Genomic DNA, 19,978 nt, shown 5'->3' with positions numbered 1-19,978 from the left:
CGGGCGTGTTAAGCTTCTCAGGCGACCGAAGTTGCGTAGCGATGCCTCCTCCTTCATTATCTCCTTTACTGGGGTCCACTCTGTTTCGGCACTTGGCCGTTCGAGCGGCGTTGATATGCTCCGTGTTTATTGCCGACTTGCTGCTTTCGCCTGAGTAGTCGAAGTGGTCCGGCTGGGTTTCATCATCGGCTTTATCGCGCTGCTCGGAGCCCTGCTTTCCGGGCTCGCCGCCTATCGCGTCCACGACCAGGAGCTGGCACTGGACCGGATCGCGCTGGCGCGTGCGATCGACGTTCACGCGAGCCTGGTCCAGGACCGGCTGACCGAGCGCGAGCTGCTCGCGCGTGTCGCCTCAGGCCTGTTCCGGACGCCGTCGGTGATCAAGCCCAACATGCTGGAGCCGCTGCGCTCGGCCATCTACGCCTTCAAGACCGACTTCGTGGTGGCGGGATGGATCGCCCGGCTGAAGCCGAACGAGCTGGTGCCGGCGCAGGCCGCGATCGCGAGCGCCGGCTTCCCAAACCCGCAGATCCGCACCTACGACGACAAGCCGATCGACCTTGCCGGTGTCACCCAGCCGATCGACGTGCTGATGGACCTCGAGCCCCGCAGCAACGAGACCAAGGCGCTGCCCGGCCGCAGCTACGAGCAGGATCTAGTACGCAGCGCCATGCTGACGCGTGCGCGGGTCGAGCAGAGATCGGTCGCCTCGGATCCGATTCCGCTCCTGCGCGGCGGCGGCCCGGTCGGCATCATCGTGGCCGCGCCCGTCATTCCCGAGGGCGCAACGGAGCCGGCGGGCTTCGTCACCTTTTCCTACGAGCTTGCCTCGCTGATGCTGACCAACGACGACATGTCGTTGTTCGCGGTGGCGCTGAAGGATCCGCGGAAGGAAGGTGCCGAGCTCGTGGCCAACGACCAGGGCGTGGTCTCGTCGCGCATGACGACGGCGGAGGGGCCGGCGCCTTCGGCGACGCGCACGGTGAGCTTCGGCGGCCGCGACTGGCAGCTCGGCTATTACGCCAAGACCAATTCGGCGCGGCGCGCCGAGCAGACCGCGATCATCGTGGCCGCGATCGGCTTTGCCATCACCGCGATGGTGTGTGGCCTGTTCGGCTATGTCGCCTACAACAATCTGCGGCTCAGCCGCGAAATCCAGGTCCGGATCGGCTTCGAGCGGCGGCTGACCGCTGTCATCGACGAGCTCAACCACCGGGTCAAGAACATCCTGGCGGTGATCCAGTCGATCGTGACGCGCACGCTGCGTCACGGCGCCGACATCGATGGCGCGCGCGAGCTCCTGATCGGCCGCATCCACGCCATGTCCAACGTGGTCTCGCTGCTCAGCGAAAGCCAGTGGCAGGGCGTCAAGCTGAAGGGCCTGTTCGAGGCGCGCGCCATTCCGCATGCGGACCGCATCGCCGTCACCGGCCCCGACATCGCGGTCAGCGCGCGCGCCGCGCAGAGCCTGTCGCTGCTGTTCTTCGAGCTCGCCTCGCATTCCGACGAGGGCCTGTCGCTGGTCGGAAAGCATCCGCACATCACCGCGAACTGGACCGTGACGGGCGACGAGGGCGGTGAGGTCTTCCATTTCCGCTGGGAGGAATTCAACACCAGCGAGGCGACGCGCCGCCCGGATTCCGATTTCGGCCTGATCCTCCTCGACCGCGTCGCGCCCGAGGCACTCGGCGGCACCGCCAAGCGCTACTTCACCGACGTCTCCTACGTCTATGAATTGACTGCGCCGATGGAGACGGTGGTCGACATGACCGAGCGCGACCGCACGGACAAGATCTCGGCGCCGGTCCGGCCGGCGAAGTAGAGGCGTTCTTTTGACGCGTTTTGCTGACGCGAACCGGTATCCACGTCGCTGGAAAATGCTTCAGCCTTTCGACCGCAACACCATGTCGACCAGATTGCGCGCATAAGCCGGCGTGATCGGTGCGATGCCGAAAACATAGCGGTAGAACAGGCTGCCATAGATCGCATCGTAGAGATCCTCGGGCGATCCCTCCGCCAGGATGCTGCCGTCGGTCTGGCCTGCGGCGATCATCTCGACCAGTGCGTCGCGGCGGAATTGCAGATAGCGAACATAGAACAGCTCGGCCGAGCCGGTCTTCGAGATGCATTCGGAGATGACGGCGAGCTGAACCTTGCCGAACTCGTCCTGAAGCGCCTCGGCATAAGCCGCGGCATGGCGGCGAGTGCGCGCCGCAGGCGTGCCGGAGCTCGCAGGCGGCAGCGGCAGCATCTGCGCAGCGTAATGGAGGAAGGCGTCGATCAGCAATGCTTCGCGCGATGGCCACCATTTGTAGATCGTCATCTTGGAGACGCTGGAGTGGCGCGCAACGGCGTCGATGGTGGTGGCGGAAAGGCCGGTGGCGGCCATCAGCGCATAGGCGCTTTCGAGAATGGCGTTGGTGGTCTCGATCGACCTTGGTCGCCCGCGCCGGGGCGCGCCCTCAGCCCCTTCACCCCCGCTTTTCGCCACGCCTGGTCTCCTCACGCAGAGTACCCCGCATAGCGCAGCCCCAGCTTTCGGCCTAGCAGAATCGCACGATTATGTTTTTGAGGCCTGCTGCCGCAGCGCGGCCGGCAGGTCCTGCCGCTTCGACCAGGCGATATAATAAGCCACGGCCGTCATCGCCGCGAAGCCAGCGAGGCTCACCGCGATCTGCATCACCACCAGATTCGCCCCGGTGATCAGGATGAGATGGCCGGCGAAGGACAGGAACACGGCAACGCAAAATACAGCGAGCCATTCCTCGCCGCATGTGATCACCGCCTGCAGCGGCCGCCACTTCAGCCCGGGATGATCCGCCGGGATGAGATGGGTCGCGAGGAAGGCGAGCGCAAGGAAATGCACCACGCGATAGGGCGCGAGGTTTTCCTTGTCGGTCGGCGCGATGCTGTTGAGGAGCATATCCGGCAGATAGGCGGATAGCGCCGGCGAATGCCGCATCAGGGTGACGGCCATCGCGAACACGATGTAGACGCCCGCCAGAACCCGCAACCAGGCCATGTTGTGCAGCGCGCGGCCGGAAGCGCCCGTCACGGCGAACCAGCCGCCGAGCACCATCAGCATCTGCCAGCATAGCGGATTGAAGGTCCAATCCTGATCAGGATAGACCCGGAAATTCCAGTCGAACCAGCGCGCCGCAACGTAAAGCGCGACCGATGCCGCAAGCGTCAGGTTCGGCCGCCGCAACAGGCCCCACAGCGCGAACGGAAAGAACGCCATCAGCGGGATCATCAATTGCAGCAGGTCGAGATTCAGCGGCTCCTCCTGCAGCACGAGGCCGCGCACCAGGATGCGCAGCGGATGCTCGAGAATGCCGGAGATGTTGTATTCGTGGATGATCTCCGGCGCCATCGACTGCGAGGCGACATAGGCGATGGTGTCGATGTAGATCACGAACAGTACGACATAGGCGGCGTAGAGCCGCCAGACGCGACGGAAGATTCGGGTCGCCGCGACGACGTAGCCGCGCTCCAGCGCCATCCTGCCGTGAATGATGGCGACGCCATAACCCACCACGAACACGAACAGATCCGCCGCGCCGCTGAAGCCGAAATTGCGCAGCGTCAGCAGGTTGACGACGTTGTTGGGGATGTGGTCGACGAACACCGACCAGTTGGCAATGCCGAGGGTCAAATACAGCCTGGCGTCGTGCTGGAATGCGGCAAGGTTCGCCTTGACGGACGGTTTCATCGCGGAAAATGACTTTTGGAATCAGGGGCGCTGCTTTTAGCGGCAACCGCCTGCTCATCCGAGTAGCGTTTGCGTGAGTGGGGCCGGATTTATCCCCAATGGCGCAAAATTGCGCAGGATACGCTGCAGAAGTCCAGCGAGTCGGCTCGGTCGTCCCTCGGCGCAACTTTCCGAAAGCAGAATTTTCAGCTCGCCGTGCTTCCCGGACTCATTCCGCAGGTTCAGCCGCCGCCTCGTCGGGGACGCCGGCACGGCTCGCCATGATTCCGAGGGCGACGCCGCCGATCGCTAGGATCGGGAGAAGCCGCTTGATGCCGATGGCGCGCACGATCTGGAGCCCGGTTGCGACCAGCATGGGATCGGCGAGCATGCTCGAGGCCGCAGATTTCGCGGCCCGCTCGGCCGCGATCCGGGCGCGCTTCTGCATCTGGCGCTTGTAACCCCAATAGCTCCCTGCCGCGGTGAGCGTGAGCAGAAAGAATATCCCGGCGCCCGCGAGGCAGGCCTGCACGGGGCCGTATTTTTCCAGGACCGAGATGAAGGCGGCCGCACAGAGAAAGCACGTCGTAATGAAGAGCGCGAAGGCGGCGCCCGCGGCCAGCGACGTCAGGCGCACGGTCGTGCCAGCCGACGCACTGAAGCCATCGATGATGCGTTGAAACATGGACTTGCTCCTCAATTCCCCACAAGCCAGCAGCGGCGGCGCCGCAGCGCCGCCGTCATCACGGGTTCGATCGCCTTACCGGCGCCAGGCGGCGCCGATCAGGAAGCCGATGCCGAGTGCGATCCCGACGGTCGCAAGCGGGCGCTGCGTGATGGCGTCTTCCAGCGTCTCCTCGATCGAGCCATAGGCATCCTGCGCAGCACCCATCATCGCGCTGCCGCGGTCCGACATGTCGTCGAACGTCGAATCCATGTTCTCGCGTGCCTGCTTGTAGCCGCGCCGGGCTTGCTTGCCCGTCGCGTTAGCAAAGCTGTTGAGTGCGTCGGTGATCTGGTCGGTGAGGGCGGCGATATCGCTTTTCACGGCTGCTACATCCTTCTCGAGGCGTTCTCTTGTGGCTTTGTCGGTCCAGTCTCTCATCCCGGCTTCGGCTTGACTCGATGACATCTGGGGCTCCGAATTGTTGGCGGCTGAGATAGCCGGAAAACGTTTCGTCGTCGGGTAAGTTCCGTTTGCGGAAACCGGTCAGGCTTGCGGCAGCTGCGGCGAATTCTCCGGCATCAGATGCTCCTTCAGGATCAACGCCACGATCAGGAGCGGCGAAGACAGGAACGCGCCCATCGGCCCCCACAGCCAGGTCCAGAAAGCCAGCGCAATGAAGACGGCGAGCGCGTTCAGCGCCAGCCGGCGGCCGATGATGGTCGGGGTGACGAAATGCCCCTCGATGAAAGTGATGCCGCCGAAGGCGAGGGCCGCCACCAGGCCTCCGCCAATAGTCGGGAAGGCAACGAGCCCCACCACGACCAGCACCACGAACATCGCGACCGGCCCGATGATCGGAATGAAATTGAGGGTCGCTGCAAGCGCGCCCAGACCCGCGGGATTGGGCATGCCGGTGACTGCGCAGACGATACCGGCCGCAACGCCCACGCCGACATTGATGACGGTGACGGTCAGGAGGTAATTGCCGAGATGGACTTCGATCTCGTTGAGAATCCGCAGCGTGCGCAGCCGCGCATCGCGGTCACTGAACGTCATGATCAGCGCGCGCCGCAAATCGCGCCAGCTTGCGATGAACAGGATCAGGGTTGCGAAAAACAGCAGGAATTCCGCGAAGGTCGGCGACAGGAATTCCAGCGTCGGCTGCACCCATTCCATTTTCGGGAGCTGGAGGCTCGGCAGCCCTTCGGAGCCGCCGACCATCGCTTGCAATTCCTTCCACAGCGCCAGCGGCCGATCGAAGACGTGCATCTTCTCCTTGAGCTGCGCGCCCAGCTCCGGCAGGCGCGAACTCCACTCCATCGCGGGCGCCGCAATCAGTGCGAACACGAAGGCGACCAGCGCGGTCACCGCGATCACGATCAACACCGCGCCGAGTGCGCGCGGAATCCGCCGCCGCTCCAGAAAGGATGCCGCTGGCGACAGCATGGTACCGGCAACGACGGCCATCACGATCGGGAGGAAGAACGGCCTGGCGACGTAGAGCACTGCGACGACGGCGATCAGCAGCAGGCCGGCGAGCGCAAAGGCAACGAATTCGGTGCGGCGGATGACCGGCGGCAGCTCGGCATGTCTCTCGGGAAGCGGCGTCCCTTCGTTCTTGCCGGGGATCAGACTTTCCGAGGGAAGGACGCGCACAACATTTCTCCCCGCACGGAAGTTTCCGCGCGCCCATGATGACGGGTTAAACGTCCGATCAACGCCCCGGTTCCATCGCGGTTTCGTGAACCTGCGCTCGCTTGACTGTGACTTCGTCGCTTCACGAAGCGGGGGAACTTGAGTCGGCCTGGCTGCGTTTGTTGGGAAGCCGCATCACGCTGATGCACCATCCCACGGGGCAGCACATGACCAAGTCGTCCTCGATCCGTCGCCGCTTCTCGCCGCGCGCAGCCGCCGCTTTTGCCATCGCGACAGCATTGCTGACTGTGCCGTTCGCGGCACAGGCCCAGACGCTCGGTTATGCGCCGATGCAGCCGCAGATCTATCCGCAAGACCAGACCACGTATTCGCGGGGCTATGCTGAAGAGCCGCAGGCCGCCGACGAGGATGCGGCGTTGCCCGACCGGCTGCGCAAGCAGATCGTCAGCTTCGACCGCAGCGAGCCCGCCGGGACCATCGTCATCGATACCGGCAACACCTTCCTTTATTACGTGCTCGGCAATGGCCGCGCGATCCGCTACGGCGTCGGCGTCGGCCGCGAGGGCTTTACCTGGGCGGGCGTGCAGACCGTCACGCGCAAGGCGGAATGGCCGGATTGGCATCCGCCGGCGGAGATGATTGCGCGCCAGCCCTATCTGCCGCGCTTCGTCGCCGGTGGTCCCGGCAATCCGCTCGGCGCCCGCGCCATGTATCTCGGATCCAGCGAATACCGCATCCACGGCACCAACGATCCCACCACCATCGGCAAGTTCGTTTCCTCCGGCTGCATCCGCCTCACCAATGAGGACGTCAGCGATCTCTTCAGCCGTGTCACGGTCGGGACCAAGGTCGTGGTGCTGCCGAAGAACGCGCCGATCATGGCGAAAGGCAGTGACCCCGTCCGCAAGCGTGCGGTGGTGACGACGATGCCCTCGGGCCGGCAGGCGCTGAACACCACGACATCGGCTGTGAACTAAGAGTTGGTGATATGAAGAAACGTTGGATCGGCAGACTGGCCGGCAGCGCGGCGGCGGTCTTCGCCGTCGCCTCCCTCAGTCTCGCCCTGACGCCGTCGGCGCATGCAGAAGATTTCTTCTCGGCGTTGTTCGGCGGCTTTGGACGCCGCGCGGCGCCGCAAATCCAGATGCCGTTCGCGAATGAAGATGGGCCCCGTTACGATCAGCCCCGTCAGCGCGCCGCCTATGGCGGCGGCACGGCCTATTGCGTCCGTGGCTGCGACGGGCGTTATTTCCCGGCGCAGGGAAACGATGCCGAGAGCAAGGCCCAGTCCTGCAAGAGCTTCTGCCCGACGTCGGAGACCTCGCTGGTCTATGGCGGCAATATCGACAATGCCACGACGGACAAGGGAAAGTCCTATTCCGAACTGCCGAACGCCTTCCGTTATCGCAACGAGATCGTCGCGGGCTGCACTTGCAACGGCAAGGATCCGGTCGGTCTTGCCCAGGTCAAGGCCGAAGACGATCCTACCTTGCGCAAGGGCGACATCGTTGCGGGCAACGAAGGTCTCGTCGTCGCCAACCGCAACGCCAACGACCGTCGCGGCGTCGCGATGAACTTCTCGCCGCTGCCGGACTCGGTGCGCGCCAGATTCCGCCAGGTGCCGGTGGTGGCGAAGGAGTAGGAGCGCGGCATTGCTTGCGATGCGATGCTGATGTCTCAATCTCACCGTCGTCCCGGGGCGCGCGTAGCGCGAGCCCGGGACCCATAACCACAGGAAGAAGTTTTGCGAAGACTCCGAGTGGAGCTTCGCCCTACACCCCTCCCTGTGGTTATGGGTCCCCGCCTTTGCGGGGACGACACCGAGAGTGGCGTACCGGCGTGCCCTAAGCCGCGCGAATCTTGCCCAGGAAATCACTCACCTGCTGACCGAGCTGACGACTCTGCGTCTCCAGCGTTTCCGAGGCCTGCTTGACGTTGTCTGCCGCGCCGGCCGCGGTGTCGGCATCGGCCTTCACGCCGGTGATGTTGTCCGAGACGTTCTTGGTGCCCTGGGCCGCATATTGCGTGCTGCGCGTGATCTCCTGCGTGGCCGCGCCTTGCTCCTGCACGGCCGCCGCGATGGCGGTCGCGACTTCGTTGACCTCGCCGATGATGCCGCCGATCGCCTGGATCGCGTTGATCGCATCGCCCGCGACCTTCTGGATGTCGGCGATCTGCTCGGAGATCTCTTCGGTCGCCTTTGCGGTCTGGCTCGCCAGCGACTTCACTTCCGACGCGACCACGGCAAAACCGCGGCCGGCCTCGCCCGCACGCGCCGCTTCGATCGTGGCGTTGAGCGCGAGTAGATTGGTCTGCGCCGCGATGGTGTTGATCAGGCCGACGACCTCGCCGATGCGGCCTGCGGATTGCGCCAGCCCCTGAACTGTGCCGTCGGTCTCACGGGCCTGGTTGACGGCGCGGCTGGCAATGCCTGCGGCATGGGCGGCCTGCTGGCTGATGTCGTTGATCGAGGCCGAGAGCTCCTCGGCGGCGGCCGCGACGCTCTCGACGCTGGAGGACGCCTCATTTGAAGCCCTGCCGGCAACTTCGACACGCTCATTGGTCTGGCGCGACACATTTGAGAGATCGCCCGAGGTCTTGCGCATCTCGCCGGAGGCGTCGCTCAATTCGCCCAGCGATTTGCGCACAACGCCCTCGAACTCGCCGACATAGGCCTCCATCGCGCGCTGGCGCGCGGCGGCGCCGGCATTGCGCTCGCGCTCCTGCGCCTCGATCTTGAGCTTGTCGATCGCCTGCTGCTTGAAGGTTTCGAGCGCACCGGCGAGCGAGCCGATCTCGTCCTTGCGGTCGAGATAGCCGCTGTCGACGCCGAGATCGCCGCCGGCGACCTTGAGCATGGCGTCGCGAATCCTGTGCAGCGGCGTGATCACGCGGCGGCTGACCGCCAGCATGGTGGCGCCGGTCAGGACGATTGCGGCAACGAGCAGCGCGGTGTTGATGACCAGCCACTGCACGGCGGCCGCGCGCTGGGCGGCGGAGTGATCCTTGGCAGCTTGCAGCGCGGCGTCGGCGAGCTTCACCGCGCTCATCATGCGGGGCACTGAATAGGGGCTCCACTGATTGGCGGTCATCGACGGCTTCTCGCCTTTGGCAATGGCCGTGATGACGCCGTCGCGCGTGGCGGCATATTGCGGATCGAAATAGGTCGACTTGGTCTCGGTCATCGCGGCGCTCAGCGCGGCCGGCAGCTGCATGCCCGAGGCGGCAAGCTCGATCGCGGTCCAGGCGGCATCGGTGCCGCCGACGAATTTGGTGTAGGCGAGCTGCACCTCGGGCGCGATCTTGCCGCTGCCCAGCGCGTTGCCGACGAGCTGCGAGGATTCACCGGCGGTGTTGCGGAGCAGCCAAGCCATCTGCTTGATGGTCAGGAGCTGGTCGATGGCCGCATCCTGGTGGTTGACGCTGGCGGCGAGCGCGCCGGCGAGCTTGTCGAGCCGCGCCATCAGCGTGTCCTCGGTCGCGACATATTCCTTGGCAAGGCCCACGCGGCGGTCGGCGCGGGGCTTGACGGCCTCGATCCAGAACTCGGCCTGTGCTGCGAGCAGCGTCTTGTTCAACGTACCGAGCTCGGAGAGGAACGTCTCGCGCTGGACGAGGTCGGTGGTGGGCAACAGCTCGAGCGTCCGCGCCAGCGCAGGCATCAGAGCCTCGCGGATCTCGCGGATGTATTTTTCGATGTCCTTGTCCATCGCGACGTCGGAGGTGAGCTGGCGGTTGCTGGTCGAGCGGTCAGCCCGGATGTTGGCCATCGCCTTGAACACTTCGGCCGAGGCGGCGGAGACCGCGACGATCCGGTTGGCCTGCTCGAGCCGGCCCCAGGAGCTCCATGCGCTGATCGAGAAGCCGACGACGACGACGAGCGCGGTGGAAAGGATCACCGCCTTCAGCAGCGTGGATACGGTCAGGCGATTGAGCATTGGACACCCCGGTGCGCGTTTCGAAGTTCGTGGCCCCAAACGGCAGCCCCTGCGAACTTCGAACGACCAAGGGGATGCACGCAGACGCGCTGCCTCAAGGCAGTCGTCTGAAACCTCATTTGGACCGAAAAGGGTAAAAACTTAGACAGTGTTCCTGCCGTAAAATTACGGCACGCGTAATGGCAGGCCGGTTGCCAAAGCGTTGCGCCCACGTCGAAGGACGACGTGGGCGCTTGCAGCGGTGCTTGCGGACAGCCTGCGCCTTACGCCGCGCGGATCTTGCCGAGGAAGTCGCTGACCTCGTGGCCGAGCTGGCGGCTCTGGCTCTCCAGCATCTCGGAGGCGTGCTTGACGTTGTCCGCGGCGGCCGCGGCAGCGTCCGCATCGGCTTTGACGCCGGTGATGTTGTCAGAGACGTTCTTGGTGCCCTGCGCGGCAAACTGCGTGCTGCGGGTGATCTCCTGGGTGGCCGCGCCCTGTTCCTGGACGGCAGCAGCGATCGCGGTCGCGACCTCGTTGACCTCACCGATGATGCCGCCGATGGTCTGGATCGCGTTGATGGCGTCGGTTGCGACCCTCTGGATGTCGGCGATCTGGCCGGAGATCTCTTCGGTTGCTTTTGCGGTCTGGCTTGCCAGCGATTTCACCTCGGAGGCGACCACCGCGAAACCGCGGCCGGCCTCGCCGGCACGTGCGGCTTCGATCGTGGCGTTGAGCGCGAGCAGATTGGTCTGTGCCGCGATCGTGTTGATCAATCCGACGACCTCACCGATGCGTCCGGCGGACTGTGCCAGTCCCTGCACGGTGCCGTCGGTCTCGCGGGCCTGGTTGACCGCCCGGCTGGCGATGCCTGCGGCGTGGGCGGCCTGCTGGCTGATGTCGTTGATCGAGGCGGAAAGCTCCTCGGCGGCAGCGGCCACGCTGTCGACGCTCATCGAGGCGTCGTTGGAGGCCTTGCCCGCGACCTGGACACGGTCGTTGGTCTGGCGCGACACGTTGGACAGATCGCCCGAGGTCTTGCGCATTTCGCCGGAGGCCTCGCTCAATTCGCCGAGCGTCTTGCGCACCGCGCCCTCGAACTCGCCGACAAAGGTCTCGACGGCGCGCTGACGGGCAGCCGCACCGACATTGCGCTCGCGCTCGTGCTCCTCGATCTTGAGCTTCTCGGTCGCCTGCTGCTTGAACGTCTCCAGCGCGCCGGCGAGCGCGCCGATTTCGTCCTGGCGATCGAGATAGCCGCTGTCGACTGCAAGGTCGCCGCCGGCGACCTTCAGCATGGCGTCGCGGATGGTGTTGAGCGGGGTGATGACGCGGCGGTTGACCAGCATGATCGCGCCGGCGGCAAGGCCGATGGCGAGCGCCAGCAGCGCGAGCTGCATGACGAGGGCGCCTTGAGCTGCGCTGCGCTGCTCCAGCGTATGGCTCTTGGCGGCATCGAGCGCGGTCTCGGCCACGGCCACCGCGCTGGACAGGCGGCCTACCGTGACCGGGGTCCATTGATTCGCGGTCATTTCGGCCTTTTCGCCATTGGCGAGCACGCTGACCAGGCGATCGCGAAGGGCCAGATATTGCGGATCGAAATAGGCCGTCTTGGCGGCAGTCATGGCGGCAGACAATGCCGCCGGCAGTTGCATGCCCGACGCCGACAATTCCAGCGCCTTCCACATGGCGGCGGTTCCGCCGACGAATTGGGTATAGGCAAGGCGGGTCTCCGGCGCGATGCGGCCGGCGTTGAGCCCGGTCGAGATGATCAGCGACGCTTCGCCTCCGGTGTTGCGCAACAGCCAGGCGTTCTGCTTGATCGCCAGAAGCTGGTCGATCGCGGCGTCCTGGTGGTTGACGGTCGCGGCCAGAACGTTCGAGAGCTTGTCGAGCGTTTCGAGCAGGCTACCCGTCGTCTCCATGTATTCCTTCGGCAGGCCCGGGCGGCGCTGGTCCTTGGGTTTGGCGACGTCTTCCCAGAACTGCTTCTGCTGCTCGCTTGCCGATTTGTACAGGCGCGAGAGCTCCGGCACGAGCGTGCTGGATTGCGCAAACTCCATGGCGGGCAAAAGCTCCAGCGCGCGGGCCATCGCCGGCATCTCGGCGTCGCGGATCGCCCGCAGATATTTCTCGATCTCGGCATCCATCGGCTCGGTCGAGTTGAGCAGCCGGTTGGTGGTCGAGCGGTCGGTGCGCAGATTGTGCATCGACTTGAACAGATCGGCGGAGGCATCCGCGATCTGCGAGATGCGGTTGGCAGTCTTGAGGCGGTCCCAGGATGCGTAGGCGGTGAGCGAAAGCGCGATCACCACGCAGGCCGACGTGATCGCGATCACCGCCTTCAGCAGCGCGGATACGGTCAAACGATTGAGCATCGAAGTCCCCCAAGTCCCATTTTCAAAGTACGCGCCGACGCCCGGGCAACATCGACAAACGGGGACGCGGCAGATCGGCAATCGCATGCCGTCTGCGGCGCCTGGCCCAAACGGTTTCCGCATCAGAAACGAAAAGGGTAAAGTTTTAGGCAGCGGTTCCGGCCGTAGAAGTACGGAATTACTAGAAGTTGCAGTGGGTTGCCTTGGTGGAACCGGAATTGGGGGATGGGCGTTAGGATACCGTCAGCAATTTGCCTGAAGGGGGCCTTGCTATGTTGGTCGGCGTACTCGTCACCTTTCTCGTCATCATCCTCGTGCTTTATCTCATCAACATGCTGCCGATGGACGGTCGCGCCAAGCAGATCGCACGCGTCGTCGTCATCATCATCGGCATCGTGTCGCTGCTGAAATATCTCGCGGTGTTCTAGCGGGCTTCGCTGCCCAACAAAAAAGCCCCGGCTCGCGCCGGGGCTTTTGGTGTTGGACTGACCGGACTTAACCGGCCGCCTTGGCCTCGCGACGGCGGGCGGTGAGGATGTATTCGGTGTAGCCGTTCGGCTGCTCGCGGCCCTTGAAGATGAGGTCGCTGGCCGCCTTGAAGGCCACGCCGTCGAAGGCGGGGGCCATCGGCTTGTAGATCGCATCGCCCGCGTTCTGCTTGTCGACGACGACGGCCATGCGCTTGAGCGATTCCATCACCTGCGCTTCGGTGATGACGCCCTGGTGCAGCCAGTTGGCGAGATGCTGGCTGGAGATGCGCAAGGTGGCGCGGTCTTCCATCAGGCCGACATCGTGAATGTCGGGCACCTTGGAGCAGCCGACGCCCTGGTCGATCCAGCGCACGACGTAGCCGAGAATGCCCTGGCAGTTGTTGTCGATCTCCTGCTTGACGTCGTCGGGCGCCCAGTTCGACTTCGACACCGGGATCGTGAGGATGTCGGAGAGCTTCGCGCGCGGCCCGCCCTTGGTCAGTTCCTGCTGGCGCGCGGTCACGTTGACCTGGTGGTAGTGCAGGGCGTGCAGGGTCGCGGCCGTCGGCGAGGGCACCCAGGCGGTGGTGGCGCCGGCCTGCGGATGGGCGAGCTTCTGCGTCAGCATGTCCGCCATCTTGTCGGGGGCGGCCCACATGCCCTTGCCGATCTGGGCGTGGCCGGGCAGGCCACAGCTCAGGCCCATGTCGACGTTCCAATCCTCATAGGCCTTGATCCAGGCCTGCGCCTTCATCTCGTTCTTGCGGATCATCGGACCCGCTTCCATCGAGGTGTGGATCTCGTCGCCGGTGCGGTCGAGGAAGCCGGTGTTGATGAACATGATGCGCTTGGAGGCGCGCTGGATGCAGGCCTTGAGGTTGACGGTCGTCCGCCGCTCCTCGTCCATGATGCCGACCTTGAGCGTGTTTTCCGGCAATCCCAGCATCTTCTCGACGCGGTCGAAGATCTCGCAGGTCAGCGACACCTCGTCCGGGCCGTGCATCTTCGGCTTGACGATATAGGCAGATCCCGTGCGGCTGTTCTTGACCTTGGAGTTGCCCTTGAGGTCGTGAACGGCAAGAAGCCCCGAGACGGCGGCGTCCAGCAGGCCTTCCGGAATCTCCTCGCCCTTCTCGTCCAGCACCGCGTCGGTGAACATGTGGTGACCGCAATTGCGCATCAGCAGCAGGCTGCGGCCATGCAGCTTGATCTCGCCCTTGCCGTCAGGCGTCTTGTAGCTGCGGTCCGTATTGAGCGAGCGCGTCAGCGTCTTGCCGCCCTTTTCGAAATCCGCCGACAGCGTGCCGTTCATCAGGCCGAGGGTGTTGCGATAGACCAGCACCTTGTCCTCGGCGTCGACCGCGGCGACCGAGTCTTCCATGTCGAGAATGGTGGACACGGCAGATTCCATGATCATGTCGGCGACGCCGGCCGGATCGTCCTTACCGATAACGCTGCTGCGGTCGATCTTGACCTCGACATGCAAGCCGTTGTTGGCGAGCAGCACGGCGCTCGGCGCGGCCGCGTCGCCCTGGAAGCCCGCGAACTGATCCGCGTTCTTCAGCGCGGTGGCGTTGCCACTCTTCAGCTTCACCGCGAGCTGGCCCGCGACGACGCTATAGGCGGTGACGTCGGTGTGGCTGCCGGTTGCGAGCGGCGCAGCGGCATCGAGGAAGGCTTTTGCTTTCGCGATCACCTTGTCGCCGCGCGCCTTGTTGTAGCCCTTGCCGGCTTCGGAGGGATCGTGCGGGATCGCGTCGGTGCCGTAGAAGGCATCATAGAGCGAGCCCCAGCGCGCGTTCGCGGCATTCAGCGCGTAGCGCGCGTTGGTCAGCGGCACCACGAGCTGCGGGCCGCAGATCTTGCCGATCTCGTCATCGACATTGGCGGTCTCGACCTTCTGCGTTGCAGGCTCCGGGACGAGATAGCCGATCTCCTTCAGGAACGCGGTGTAGACGCCGAGGTCGAACGCCTTGCCCTTGTTGGCGCGATGCCAGTCGTCGATCTTGACCTGCAGCGTGTCGCGCACGGCGAGCAGCGCGCGGTTCTTCGGCCCCAGCTCCTTGATGATGCCTGCAACCCCGGCCCAGAACGCATCCGGCGCGATCCCCGTTTTCGGGGCCGCTTCCTTGGCGATGAAGTCAAACAGGACGGGTGCAATCTTCAATCCGTGGGCGTCGACGCGTTTCATGATGGTCTTTCTTGTTGGAAATGGCTGTTTTTGGCTGCTTTTGACCCGACAGCAGCAAAATGCGCCCACAGGGAGCGGCTTTCGAGGCCTTATTAGCCCCAAAATCGGGGCGGTGAGAAGACCCCCAAAAGTTGTCAAAATGTCAAGGCGAGGTGGGGGCGGCACACACCGGTGTCATTCCCCGCGAAGGCGGGGAATCTAGTACGCCGTGGCTTCTCGGTAACCCAACGCTGTCTCTGGAATACTGGGTCGCCCGGTCATGCCGGGCGACGACAGCGGGGTATCAGGACGGCCTCAAATATTCGCGGCGAGGTCCACGACTTCGTCGAACAGCACGCCGGTAGCTTTCAGCATCTGTTCGATCTCGTCGGCCGCTTCGGCAACCGTCCGCGTCGAGGTGTCGATCACGAGCTCGGCCGCCTGCGGCGTTTCGTAGTCGTTGCCGATGCCGGTAAAGGAGGCAAGCGCGCCGGCTCGGGCCTTCTTGTAATGGCCTTTGGGATCGCGCTCCTCGCAGACTTCTGCCGGCGTCGCGACATGGATCTCGCGGAATGCGGTGTCGGCGATGCGGCGCGCGGTGGCGCGGTCCTCGCGGGCGGGCGAGACGGCGGCGACGATCGCGATGTGGCCGTTGCGGGCGAGATGCGTCGCGACCTCGGCGAGGCGGCGGATGTTCTCGCTGCGATCGGCGGCGGAGAAGCCGAGATCGCTGTTGAGCCCGGCGCGCAGCGTGTCGCCGTCGAGCAGGATCGGCGAGCCGCCATTGGTGAACAGACGCCGCTCCAGCGCCTTGGCCAGCGTCGACTTGCCGGAGGCCGGCAGGCCGGTCAGCCAGACCACGGCGCCGTTGTGCTGGTAGCGCGCGGAGCGCTCGTCGGGCCGCAGCGCCGATTCCACCGGTACGATGTCGACGGGCAAGGCACGCTGGCCGGCATCGACCGACAGCACGAGGCCGCCGCCCGCAATGCGGCCGGACACCTCGATCACGAGACGGCCGGTGCGCGGATTCTCTGTATAGGGATCGGTGGCAATCGGGGTCGACAGGGAGATGTCGATCTCGCCGACATGGTTGCGGCCGATCGCTTTGTTCTCGCTGCTCGACAGCTCGCCGGGATCGACGGCCTTCTCGATGGCGACGACGGTGGCGCGGCTTTCCTTCGGCCCAGACCGCACCAGCAGCTGGTCGCCCTTGGCGAGCGGCTTGTCGTGGAGCCAGAAGATGCGCGCGCGCAGACGGCGTGTCTCGCGCGGGGCGGCGTTGGCGTGCGCGATGATGTCGCCGCGCTCGATGAACAATTCGCGGTCCAGCGTGATGCCGACCGAGCGGCCCGCGCCCTGGCGCCCAGCGACCGGCGTCACCGGCCAGCTCTCGACCGTCTTGATCTTCGCGATCTTGCCGGCCGGCATGATCACGACCTCGTCGCCGGCAATCAGGCTGCCGGACTCGATCCGGCCCGCGACGATGCGGCGGTCGTCGAACTTGTAGATCGCCTGCACCGGCAGGCGCAGGGCGAGGGCTTCCAGCGGCCGTGCCGGTTCGAGCTGGTCCAGTGCCTCGACCACGGTCGGTCCCTTGTACCAGCCGATGCGATCGGTGCGTTCGGCAACGCCGTCGCCATCGCGCGCGGAGATCGGGATGACCGCCGTGGGCTTCACACCGAGACCGTTGAGATGCGCGGAGATTTCGTCGCTGATCTCCTTGAAGCGATCAGCGGAGAAGTCGACGCGGTCCATCTTGTTGACGACGACCGCGACCTGCTTCACGCCGAGCAGATGCAGGAGATAGCCGTGTCGGCGGGTCTGGTCGCGCACGCCTTCGAGCGCGTCGATGATCAGCACCGCGCCGTCGGCCTGCGACGCCCCGGTGATCATGTTGCGCAAGAATTCGGCATGGCCGGGCGCGTCGATCAGGACGATGTCGCGCGAATTGGTGCGAAAGCGGATCTGTGTGGTGTCGATGGTAATGCCCTGGTCGCGCTCGGTCTGGAGCGCGTCGAGCAGGAACGACCATTCGAATGGCATGCCGCGCCGTGCGCTGACGGCCTTGAGCATGTCGAGCTTGCCGTCGGGCAGGCTGCCGGTCTCGTGCAGCAGGCGGCCGACCAGCGTCGACTTGCCGTGGTCGACATGGCCGACGATGACGATGCGCACTTGCGGACGCGTGGTGCCGTTCGGCGTGGCGGGCGAAGCGGGGGTGACGATCATGTTCATACGACGCTCGCGTCCTTGATCAGAGATAGCCGGCGACGCGCAGGCGCTCGAAAGCGTCCTCGGTCTCGTGGTCGAGCGCGCGGCCGGCGCGCTCCGGCACCTTGGTCTGCTCGAGCTCGGCCAGGATCTCGTCGATGTTCGATGCGGTCGAAGCAACCGGATTGGTGATGTCCTGATCGCCCAGCGAGCGGTAGCGCTTGCCGTTTTGCGAGAGATAGAGCGGGATGATCGGGATGTTCTCGCGCTTGGTGTAGGCCCAGATGTCGGACTCGGTCCAATGCAGGATCGGGTGAATGCGCAAATGCGCGCCCTGCGGAGGCGATGCATTGAAATGATCCCAGAACTCCGGCGGCTGGTCGCGCACGTCCCAATTGCCTTCGAGGCCGCGCGGCGAGAACACGCGCTCCTTGGCGCGAGTGGCTTCTTCGTCGCGGCGGATGCCTGCGATCAGGCCGTCAAAGCCGTATTTGCCGAGCGCCATCTTCAGGCCCTCGGTCTTGCGCGCGGCGGAACGGGCGGCCGGCGGCAGCGTTGGGTCGACGGCATCGATCGGCGGGCAGGGCTCGACGCGCAGGTCGAGATCCCATTTCTTGCCGTAATGGTCGCGGAAGCGATACATCTCCGGAAACTTCTTGCCGGTATCGACATGGAGGGCCGGGAACGGAAGGCGGCCGAAAAAGGCTTTCCGCGCCAGCCAGATCATGACGTTGGAGTCCTTGCCGAGCGACCACAGCAGGGCGATCTTCTTCAAACGGCCAAAAGCCTCGCGGAAAATATAGATGCTCTGCGCCTCGAGTTGGTCCAAATGGTCCATGCTGGGGGCGGTCAGCCCGAGGGGAATTTGCTCGGAAACGGGGGGGCGGGAGTCCCGTCCATCTGCACCGGAATCGGTCCTGAGAAGATGCATCTCTGCCACTTTGCGTTTGGAGGCGAATTTTCTATAGTTGCGGCGCGGAAGAGAAGAAAAAATTTTCTCTTTGCGCGCTCGAAACGACACATATATAGAAAATAATTCCAGTCAACCCCGGATGTGGGGTAAGCGAGTATCGTATGCGGTTCTTGCCCGTGTTCCTCGATCTCAAGGCCGGTCCGGTGGTCCTCATCGGCGCGGGTGAGCTTTTGCGCGCCAAGCTGCGCGTGCTCGCCGCTGCCGGTGCGCGCCTGCGCGTGCATGCGATCGACGGCAATCAGGAACTAGGCCTTGGCTCCGAGGATGCGGCGCGCGTCGAGATCGTCACCGGCGATCCGCTCACTGCCGATCTCTCAGGCGTCATCGCGATCGTCTGCGCCGGCGCGGGTGATATCGGCGTGGCCATGTCGGTCCGGGCCAAGGCGCTCGGCCTGCCTGTCAATGTCATGGATGATCTCGAGCATTCCAGTTTCATCTTCCCGGCCATCGTCGATCGCGGCGATGTCGTGGTCGCGGTCGGCACCGGCGGAACGTCTCCGGTGGTGGCACGACGCGTGCGCGAGAAGATCGAGGCGCTGCTTCCGGCACGTATCGGAGAGCTCTCCGAGTTCATCGGCGGCTTCCGCAAATCCATCAACGAACGCATTGCCGAGTTTCCGCTGCGCCGCCGCTTCTGGGAGCGCGTCATCGACGGCCCGATCGGCGCCGCCGTGCTCGCCGGCCGCAAGAGCGAGGCCGATGCGGCGCTCAAGGCGATTTCCGATCACTCTGCGTTCGCGCGTGCCGACAAGCCGGAAGGCTCGGTCGCGCTGGTCGGCGCGGGACCCGGCGATCCCGACCTTCTCACCATCAAGGCGTTGCGGGCGTTGCAGGATGCCGACATCGTCTTCCATGACGAGCTGGTCTCCCCCGAGATTCTCGACCGCATCCGCCGCGACACCACGCGCGTTCCGGTCGGTCGTCGTATCGGCAAGCCCGGCATCGGCCAGGACGCCATCAACAAGCGCCTGATCGAAGCGGCGCAATCCGGCCAGCGTGTGGTGCGGTTGAAGGGCGGCGATCCCTTCGTGTTTGGCCGCGGCGGCGAAGAGGTCGAAGCGCTGCGCGCCGCCGGCATCGCCTATTCGATCATTCCCGGCATCACCGCAGGCCTCGGCGGCGCCGCCGACTTCGAGGTGCCGCTCACCTACCGTCACGAAGCGACCCGCATCACCTTCCTCACCGCGCACAAGGCGCGGGACGCGGAAGTCGTCGACTGGTCCACAATGACAGACACCAGAATGACCGTCGTGGTGTACATGGGCATGACCGCAGCGCCCGCGATCCGCGCCGGGCTGTTTGCCGCCGGCCGTTCGCCGGAGACGCCGGTCGGCGTGTTCGCCCGCGTCACGCGGCCGGATGCCCAAGGCGCGATCGGCACCTTGCGCGATCTGCCTGAACTCGTGCGGCGGACCCATGGCGGCCCCGCCATCCTCGTCATCGGCGACGTGGTCCGGCATGCCGGCTCGCTTCGCCGCGAAACTCCCAAACAAATCATCTCTGACCTATTGGATGCAGCCGAATGACCTCCCCGCTCGAACAGAAGAAGATCAAGATCGCCGGCCCCTCGGTCGTGACCGCCAACCGCACCTGGGACGGCATCGTGGTGTACCGCACCGGCGCCAAGAGCTGGTCGGCGGACCTCTCGGAAGCCGCGATCGTGCGCACCTCCGACGAGGCAAAAGCGTTGCTTGCGGAGTCCGTGGCCGATGACGTCGGCGCGATCGGCCCCTATATCGCCCCGGTGCAGGTCGGCGAGGACGGCAAGATCGAACCCGGCAATCTGCGCGAACAGATCCGCCGCACCGGCCTCACCATCGGACAGCCGGCCCAGGCTTAAGGCATTCG

16 protein-coding genes are annotated in these 19,978 nt (G+C 65.0%); 6 read left to right on the top strand and 10 right to left on the bottom strand.

Going from position 1 to position 19,978, the window contains the following annotated elements; translation table 11 throughout:
• Positions 1-163: 163 nt before the first annotated feature.
• Complete coding sequence (locus AB7532_RS31580) at positions 164-1,822, top strand: CHASE domain-containing protein (RefSeq protein WP_441238570.1); 1,659 nt, start codon at positions 164-166, stop codon at positions 1,820-1,822.
• 60 nt (positions 1,823-1,882) lie between these two features.
• Here AB7532_RS31580 and AB7532_RS31575 read toward each other — a convergent pair whose 3' ends face one another.
• From AB7532_RS31575 to AB7532_RS31555, 5 genes are all read right to left on the bottom strand, one after another.
• The gene (locus tag AB7532_RS31575; RefSeq protein ID WP_441238569.1) at positions 1,883-2,506 is read right to left on the bottom strand and encodes a TetR/AcrR family transcriptional regulator; all 624 of its coding nucleotides are present in this window, start codon (positions 2,504-2,506) and stop codon (positions 1,883-1,885) included.
• Between the two features lie 54 nt (positions 2,507-2,560).
• Entirely contained in the window at positions 2,561-3,712 is a 1,152-nt protein-coding gene (locus tag AB7532_RS31570; protein WP_441238568.1) for an OpgC domain-containing protein, read from the bottom strand.
• A gap of 208 nt (positions 3,713-3,920) precedes the next feature.
• Positions 3,921-4,376 carry a hypothetical protein gene (locus tag AB7532_RS31565; RefSeq protein ID WP_441238567.1) on the bottom strand — a complete coding sequence of 152 codons (456 nt, stop codon included), beginning with the start codon at positions 4,374-4,376 and terminating at the stop codon, positions 3,921-3,923.
• Between the two features lie 75 nt (positions 4,377-4,451).
• A complete protein-coding gene (locus tag AB7532_RS31560; RefSeq protein ID WP_441238566.1) occupies positions 4,452-4,823 on the bottom strand; it encodes a DUF883 family protein in 372 nt (123 codons plus the stop codon).
• Between the two features lie 78 nt (positions 4,824-4,901).
• Positions 4,902-6,014 carry an AI-2E family transporter gene (locus AB7532_RS31555; protein WP_441238565.1) on the bottom strand — a complete coding sequence of 371 codons (1,113 nt, stop codon included), beginning with the start codon at positions 6,012-6,014 and terminating at the stop codon, positions 4,902-4,904.
• A gap of 206 nt (positions 6,015-6,220) precedes the next feature.
• On the opposite strand from AB7532_RS31555, the gene AB7532_RS31550 reads away from it, so the two are divergent.
• Both AB7532_RS31550 and AB7532_RS31545 read left to right on the top strand, forming a co-directional pair.
• Positions 6,221-6,991 (top strand): L,D-transpeptidase, encoded by a 771-nt coding sequence (locus AB7532_RS31550; protein ID WP_441238564.1) that lies wholly within the window; start codon positions 6,221-6,223, stop codon positions 6,989-6,991.
• A gap of 11 nt (positions 6,992-7,002) precedes the next feature.
• Positions 7,003-7,656 carry a DUF2865 domain-containing protein gene (locus tag AB7532_RS31545; protein ID WP_441238563.1) on the top strand — a complete coding sequence of 218 codons (654 nt, stop codon included), beginning with the start codon at positions 7,003-7,005 and terminating at the stop codon, positions 7,654-7,656.
• A 202-nt stretch (positions 7,657-7,858) separates the two neighbouring features.
• On the opposite strand, the gene AB7532_RS31540 is transcribed toward AB7532_RS31545, so the two are convergent.
• The gene (locus AB7532_RS31540; protein ID WP_441238562.1) at positions 7,859-9,952 is read right to left on the bottom strand and encodes a methyl-accepting chemotaxis protein; all 2,094 of its coding nucleotides are present in this window, start codon (positions 9,950-9,952) and stop codon (positions 7,859-7,861) included.
• Positions 9,953-10,215: 263 nt separating this feature from the next.
• Complete coding sequence (locus AB7532_RS31535) at positions 10,216-12,309, bottom strand: methyl-accepting chemotaxis protein (RefSeq protein ID WP_441238561.1); 2,094 nt, start codon at positions 12,307-12,309, stop codon at positions 10,216-10,218.
• A gap of 272 nt (positions 12,310-12,581) precedes the next feature.
• Here AB7532_RS31535 and AB7532_RS31530 point away from each other — a divergent pair, with 272 nt between their 5' ends.
• The gene (locus tag AB7532_RS31530; protein WP_084292245.1) at positions 12,582-12,737 is read left to right on the top strand and encodes a Thivi_2564 family membrane protein; all 156 of its coding nucleotides are present in this window, start codon (positions 12,582-12,584) and stop codon (positions 12,735-12,737) included.
• Positions 12,738-12,804: 67 nt separating this feature from the next.
• Here the strand turns inward: AB7532_RS31530 and AB7532_RS31525 are convergent, their stop codons facing one another.
• The 3 genes from AB7532_RS31525 to cysD all read right to left on the bottom strand — a co-directional run bounded on the left by AB7532_RS31525 (position 12,805) and on the right by cysD (position 17,995).
• Positions 12,805-14,970, bottom strand: coding sequence for a malate synthase G (locus AB7532_RS31525; RefSeq protein WP_441238560.1), 2,166 nt, complete (start codon positions 14,968-14,970; stop codon positions 12,805-12,807).
• 294 nt (positions 14,971-15,264) lie between these two features.
• Complete coding sequence (gene cysC, locus AB7532_RS31520; protein ID WP_441238559.1) at positions 15,265-17,181, bottom strand: adenylyl-sulfate kinase; 1,917 nt, start codon at positions 17,179-17,181, stop codon at positions 15,265-15,267.
• Between the two features lie 19 nt (positions 17,182-17,200).
• Entirely contained in the window at positions 17,201-17,995 is a 795-nt protein-coding gene (gene cysD / locus AB7532_RS31515; protein WP_441238558.1) for a sulfate adenylyltransferase subunit CysD, read from the bottom strand.
• A gap of 236 nt (positions 17,996-18,231) precedes the next feature.
• On the opposite strand from cysD, the gene cysG reads away from it, so the two are divergent.
• On the top strand, positions 18,232-19,656 hold the full coding sequence (gene cysG / locus AB7532_RS31510) for a siroheme synthase CysG (protein ID WP_441238557.1): 1,425 nt from the start codon (positions 18,232-18,234) through the stop codon (positions 19,654-19,656).
• Positions 19,653-19,970 (top strand): DUF2849 domain-containing protein, encoded by a 318-nt coding sequence (locus AB7532_RS31505; RefSeq protein ID WP_441238556.1) that lies wholly within the window; start codon positions 19,653-19,655, stop codon positions 19,968-19,970. The genes cysG and AB7532_RS31505 overlap by 4 nt, the downstream gene beginning before the upstream one ends.
• Positions 19,971-19,978 lie beyond the last annotated feature (8 nt).

Origin of the sequence: Bradyrhizobium sp. 930_D9_N1_4 (genome assembly GCF_052076015.1) — a bacterium.
GTDB lineage: Bacteria > Pseudomonadota > Alphaproteobacteria > Rhizobiales > Xanthobacteraceae > Bradyrhizobium.
The sequence above is the reverse complement of the archived record's forward strand: the minus strand, read 5'-3'. Positions and strand labels throughout refer to the sequence as shown.

Excerpts from the sequence above, each read along its gene's own strand:
- AB7532_RS31570 (WP_441238568.1), bottom strand. The coding sequence starts at position 3,712 with ATGAAACCGTCCGTCAAGGCGAACCTTGCCGCATTCCAGCACGACGCC.
- AB7532_RS31560 (WP_441238566.1), bottom strand. The coding sequence starts at position 4,823 with ATGTCATCGAGTCAAGCCGAAGCCGGGATGAGAGACTGGACCGACAAA.
- AB7532_RS31545 (WP_441238563.1), top strand. The coding sequence starts at position 7,003 with ATGAAGAAACGTTGGATCGGCAGACTGGCCGGCAGCGCGGCGGCGGTC.
- AB7532_RS31565 (WP_441238567.1), bottom strand. The coding sequence starts at position 4,376 with ATGTTTCAACGCATCATCGATGGCTTCAGTGCGTCGGCTGGCACGACC.
- AB7532_RS31550 (WP_441238564.1), top strand. The coding sequence starts at position 6,221 with ATGACCAAGTCGTCCTCGATCCGTCGCCGCTTCTCGCCGCGCGCAGCC.
- AB7532_RS31535 (WP_441238561.1), bottom strand. The coding sequence starts at position 12,309 with ATGCTCAATCGTTTGACCGTATCCGCGCTGCTGAAGGCGGTGATCGCG.
- cysD (WP_441238558.1), bottom strand. The coding sequence starts at position 17,995 with ATGGACCATTTGGACCAACTCGAGGCGCAGAGCATCTATATTTTCCGC.
- AB7532_RS31540 (WP_441238562.1), bottom strand. The coding sequence starts at position 9,952 with ATGCTCAATCGCCTGACCGTATCCACGCTGCTGAAGGCGGTGATCCTT.
- cysG (WP_441238557.1), top strand. The coding sequence starts at position 18,232 with ATGCGGTTCTTGCCCGTGTTCCTCGATCTCAAGGCCGGTCCGGTGGTC.
- AB7532_RS31505 (WP_441238556.1), top strand. The coding sequence starts at position 19,653 with ATGACCTCCCCGCTCGAACAGAAGAAGATCAAGATCGCCGGCCCCTCG.
- AB7532_RS31525 (WP_441238560.1), bottom strand. The coding sequence starts at position 14,970 with ATGAAACGCGTCGACGCCCACGGATTGAAGATTGCACCCGTCCTGTTT.
- AB7532_RS31530 (WP_084292245.1), top strand. The coding sequence starts at position 12,582 with ATGTTGGTCGGCGTACTCGTCACCTTTCTCGTCATCATCCTCGTGCTT.
- cysC (WP_441238559.1), bottom strand. The coding sequence starts at position 17,181 with ATGAACATGATCGTCACCCCCGCTTCGCCCGCCACGCCGAACGGCACC.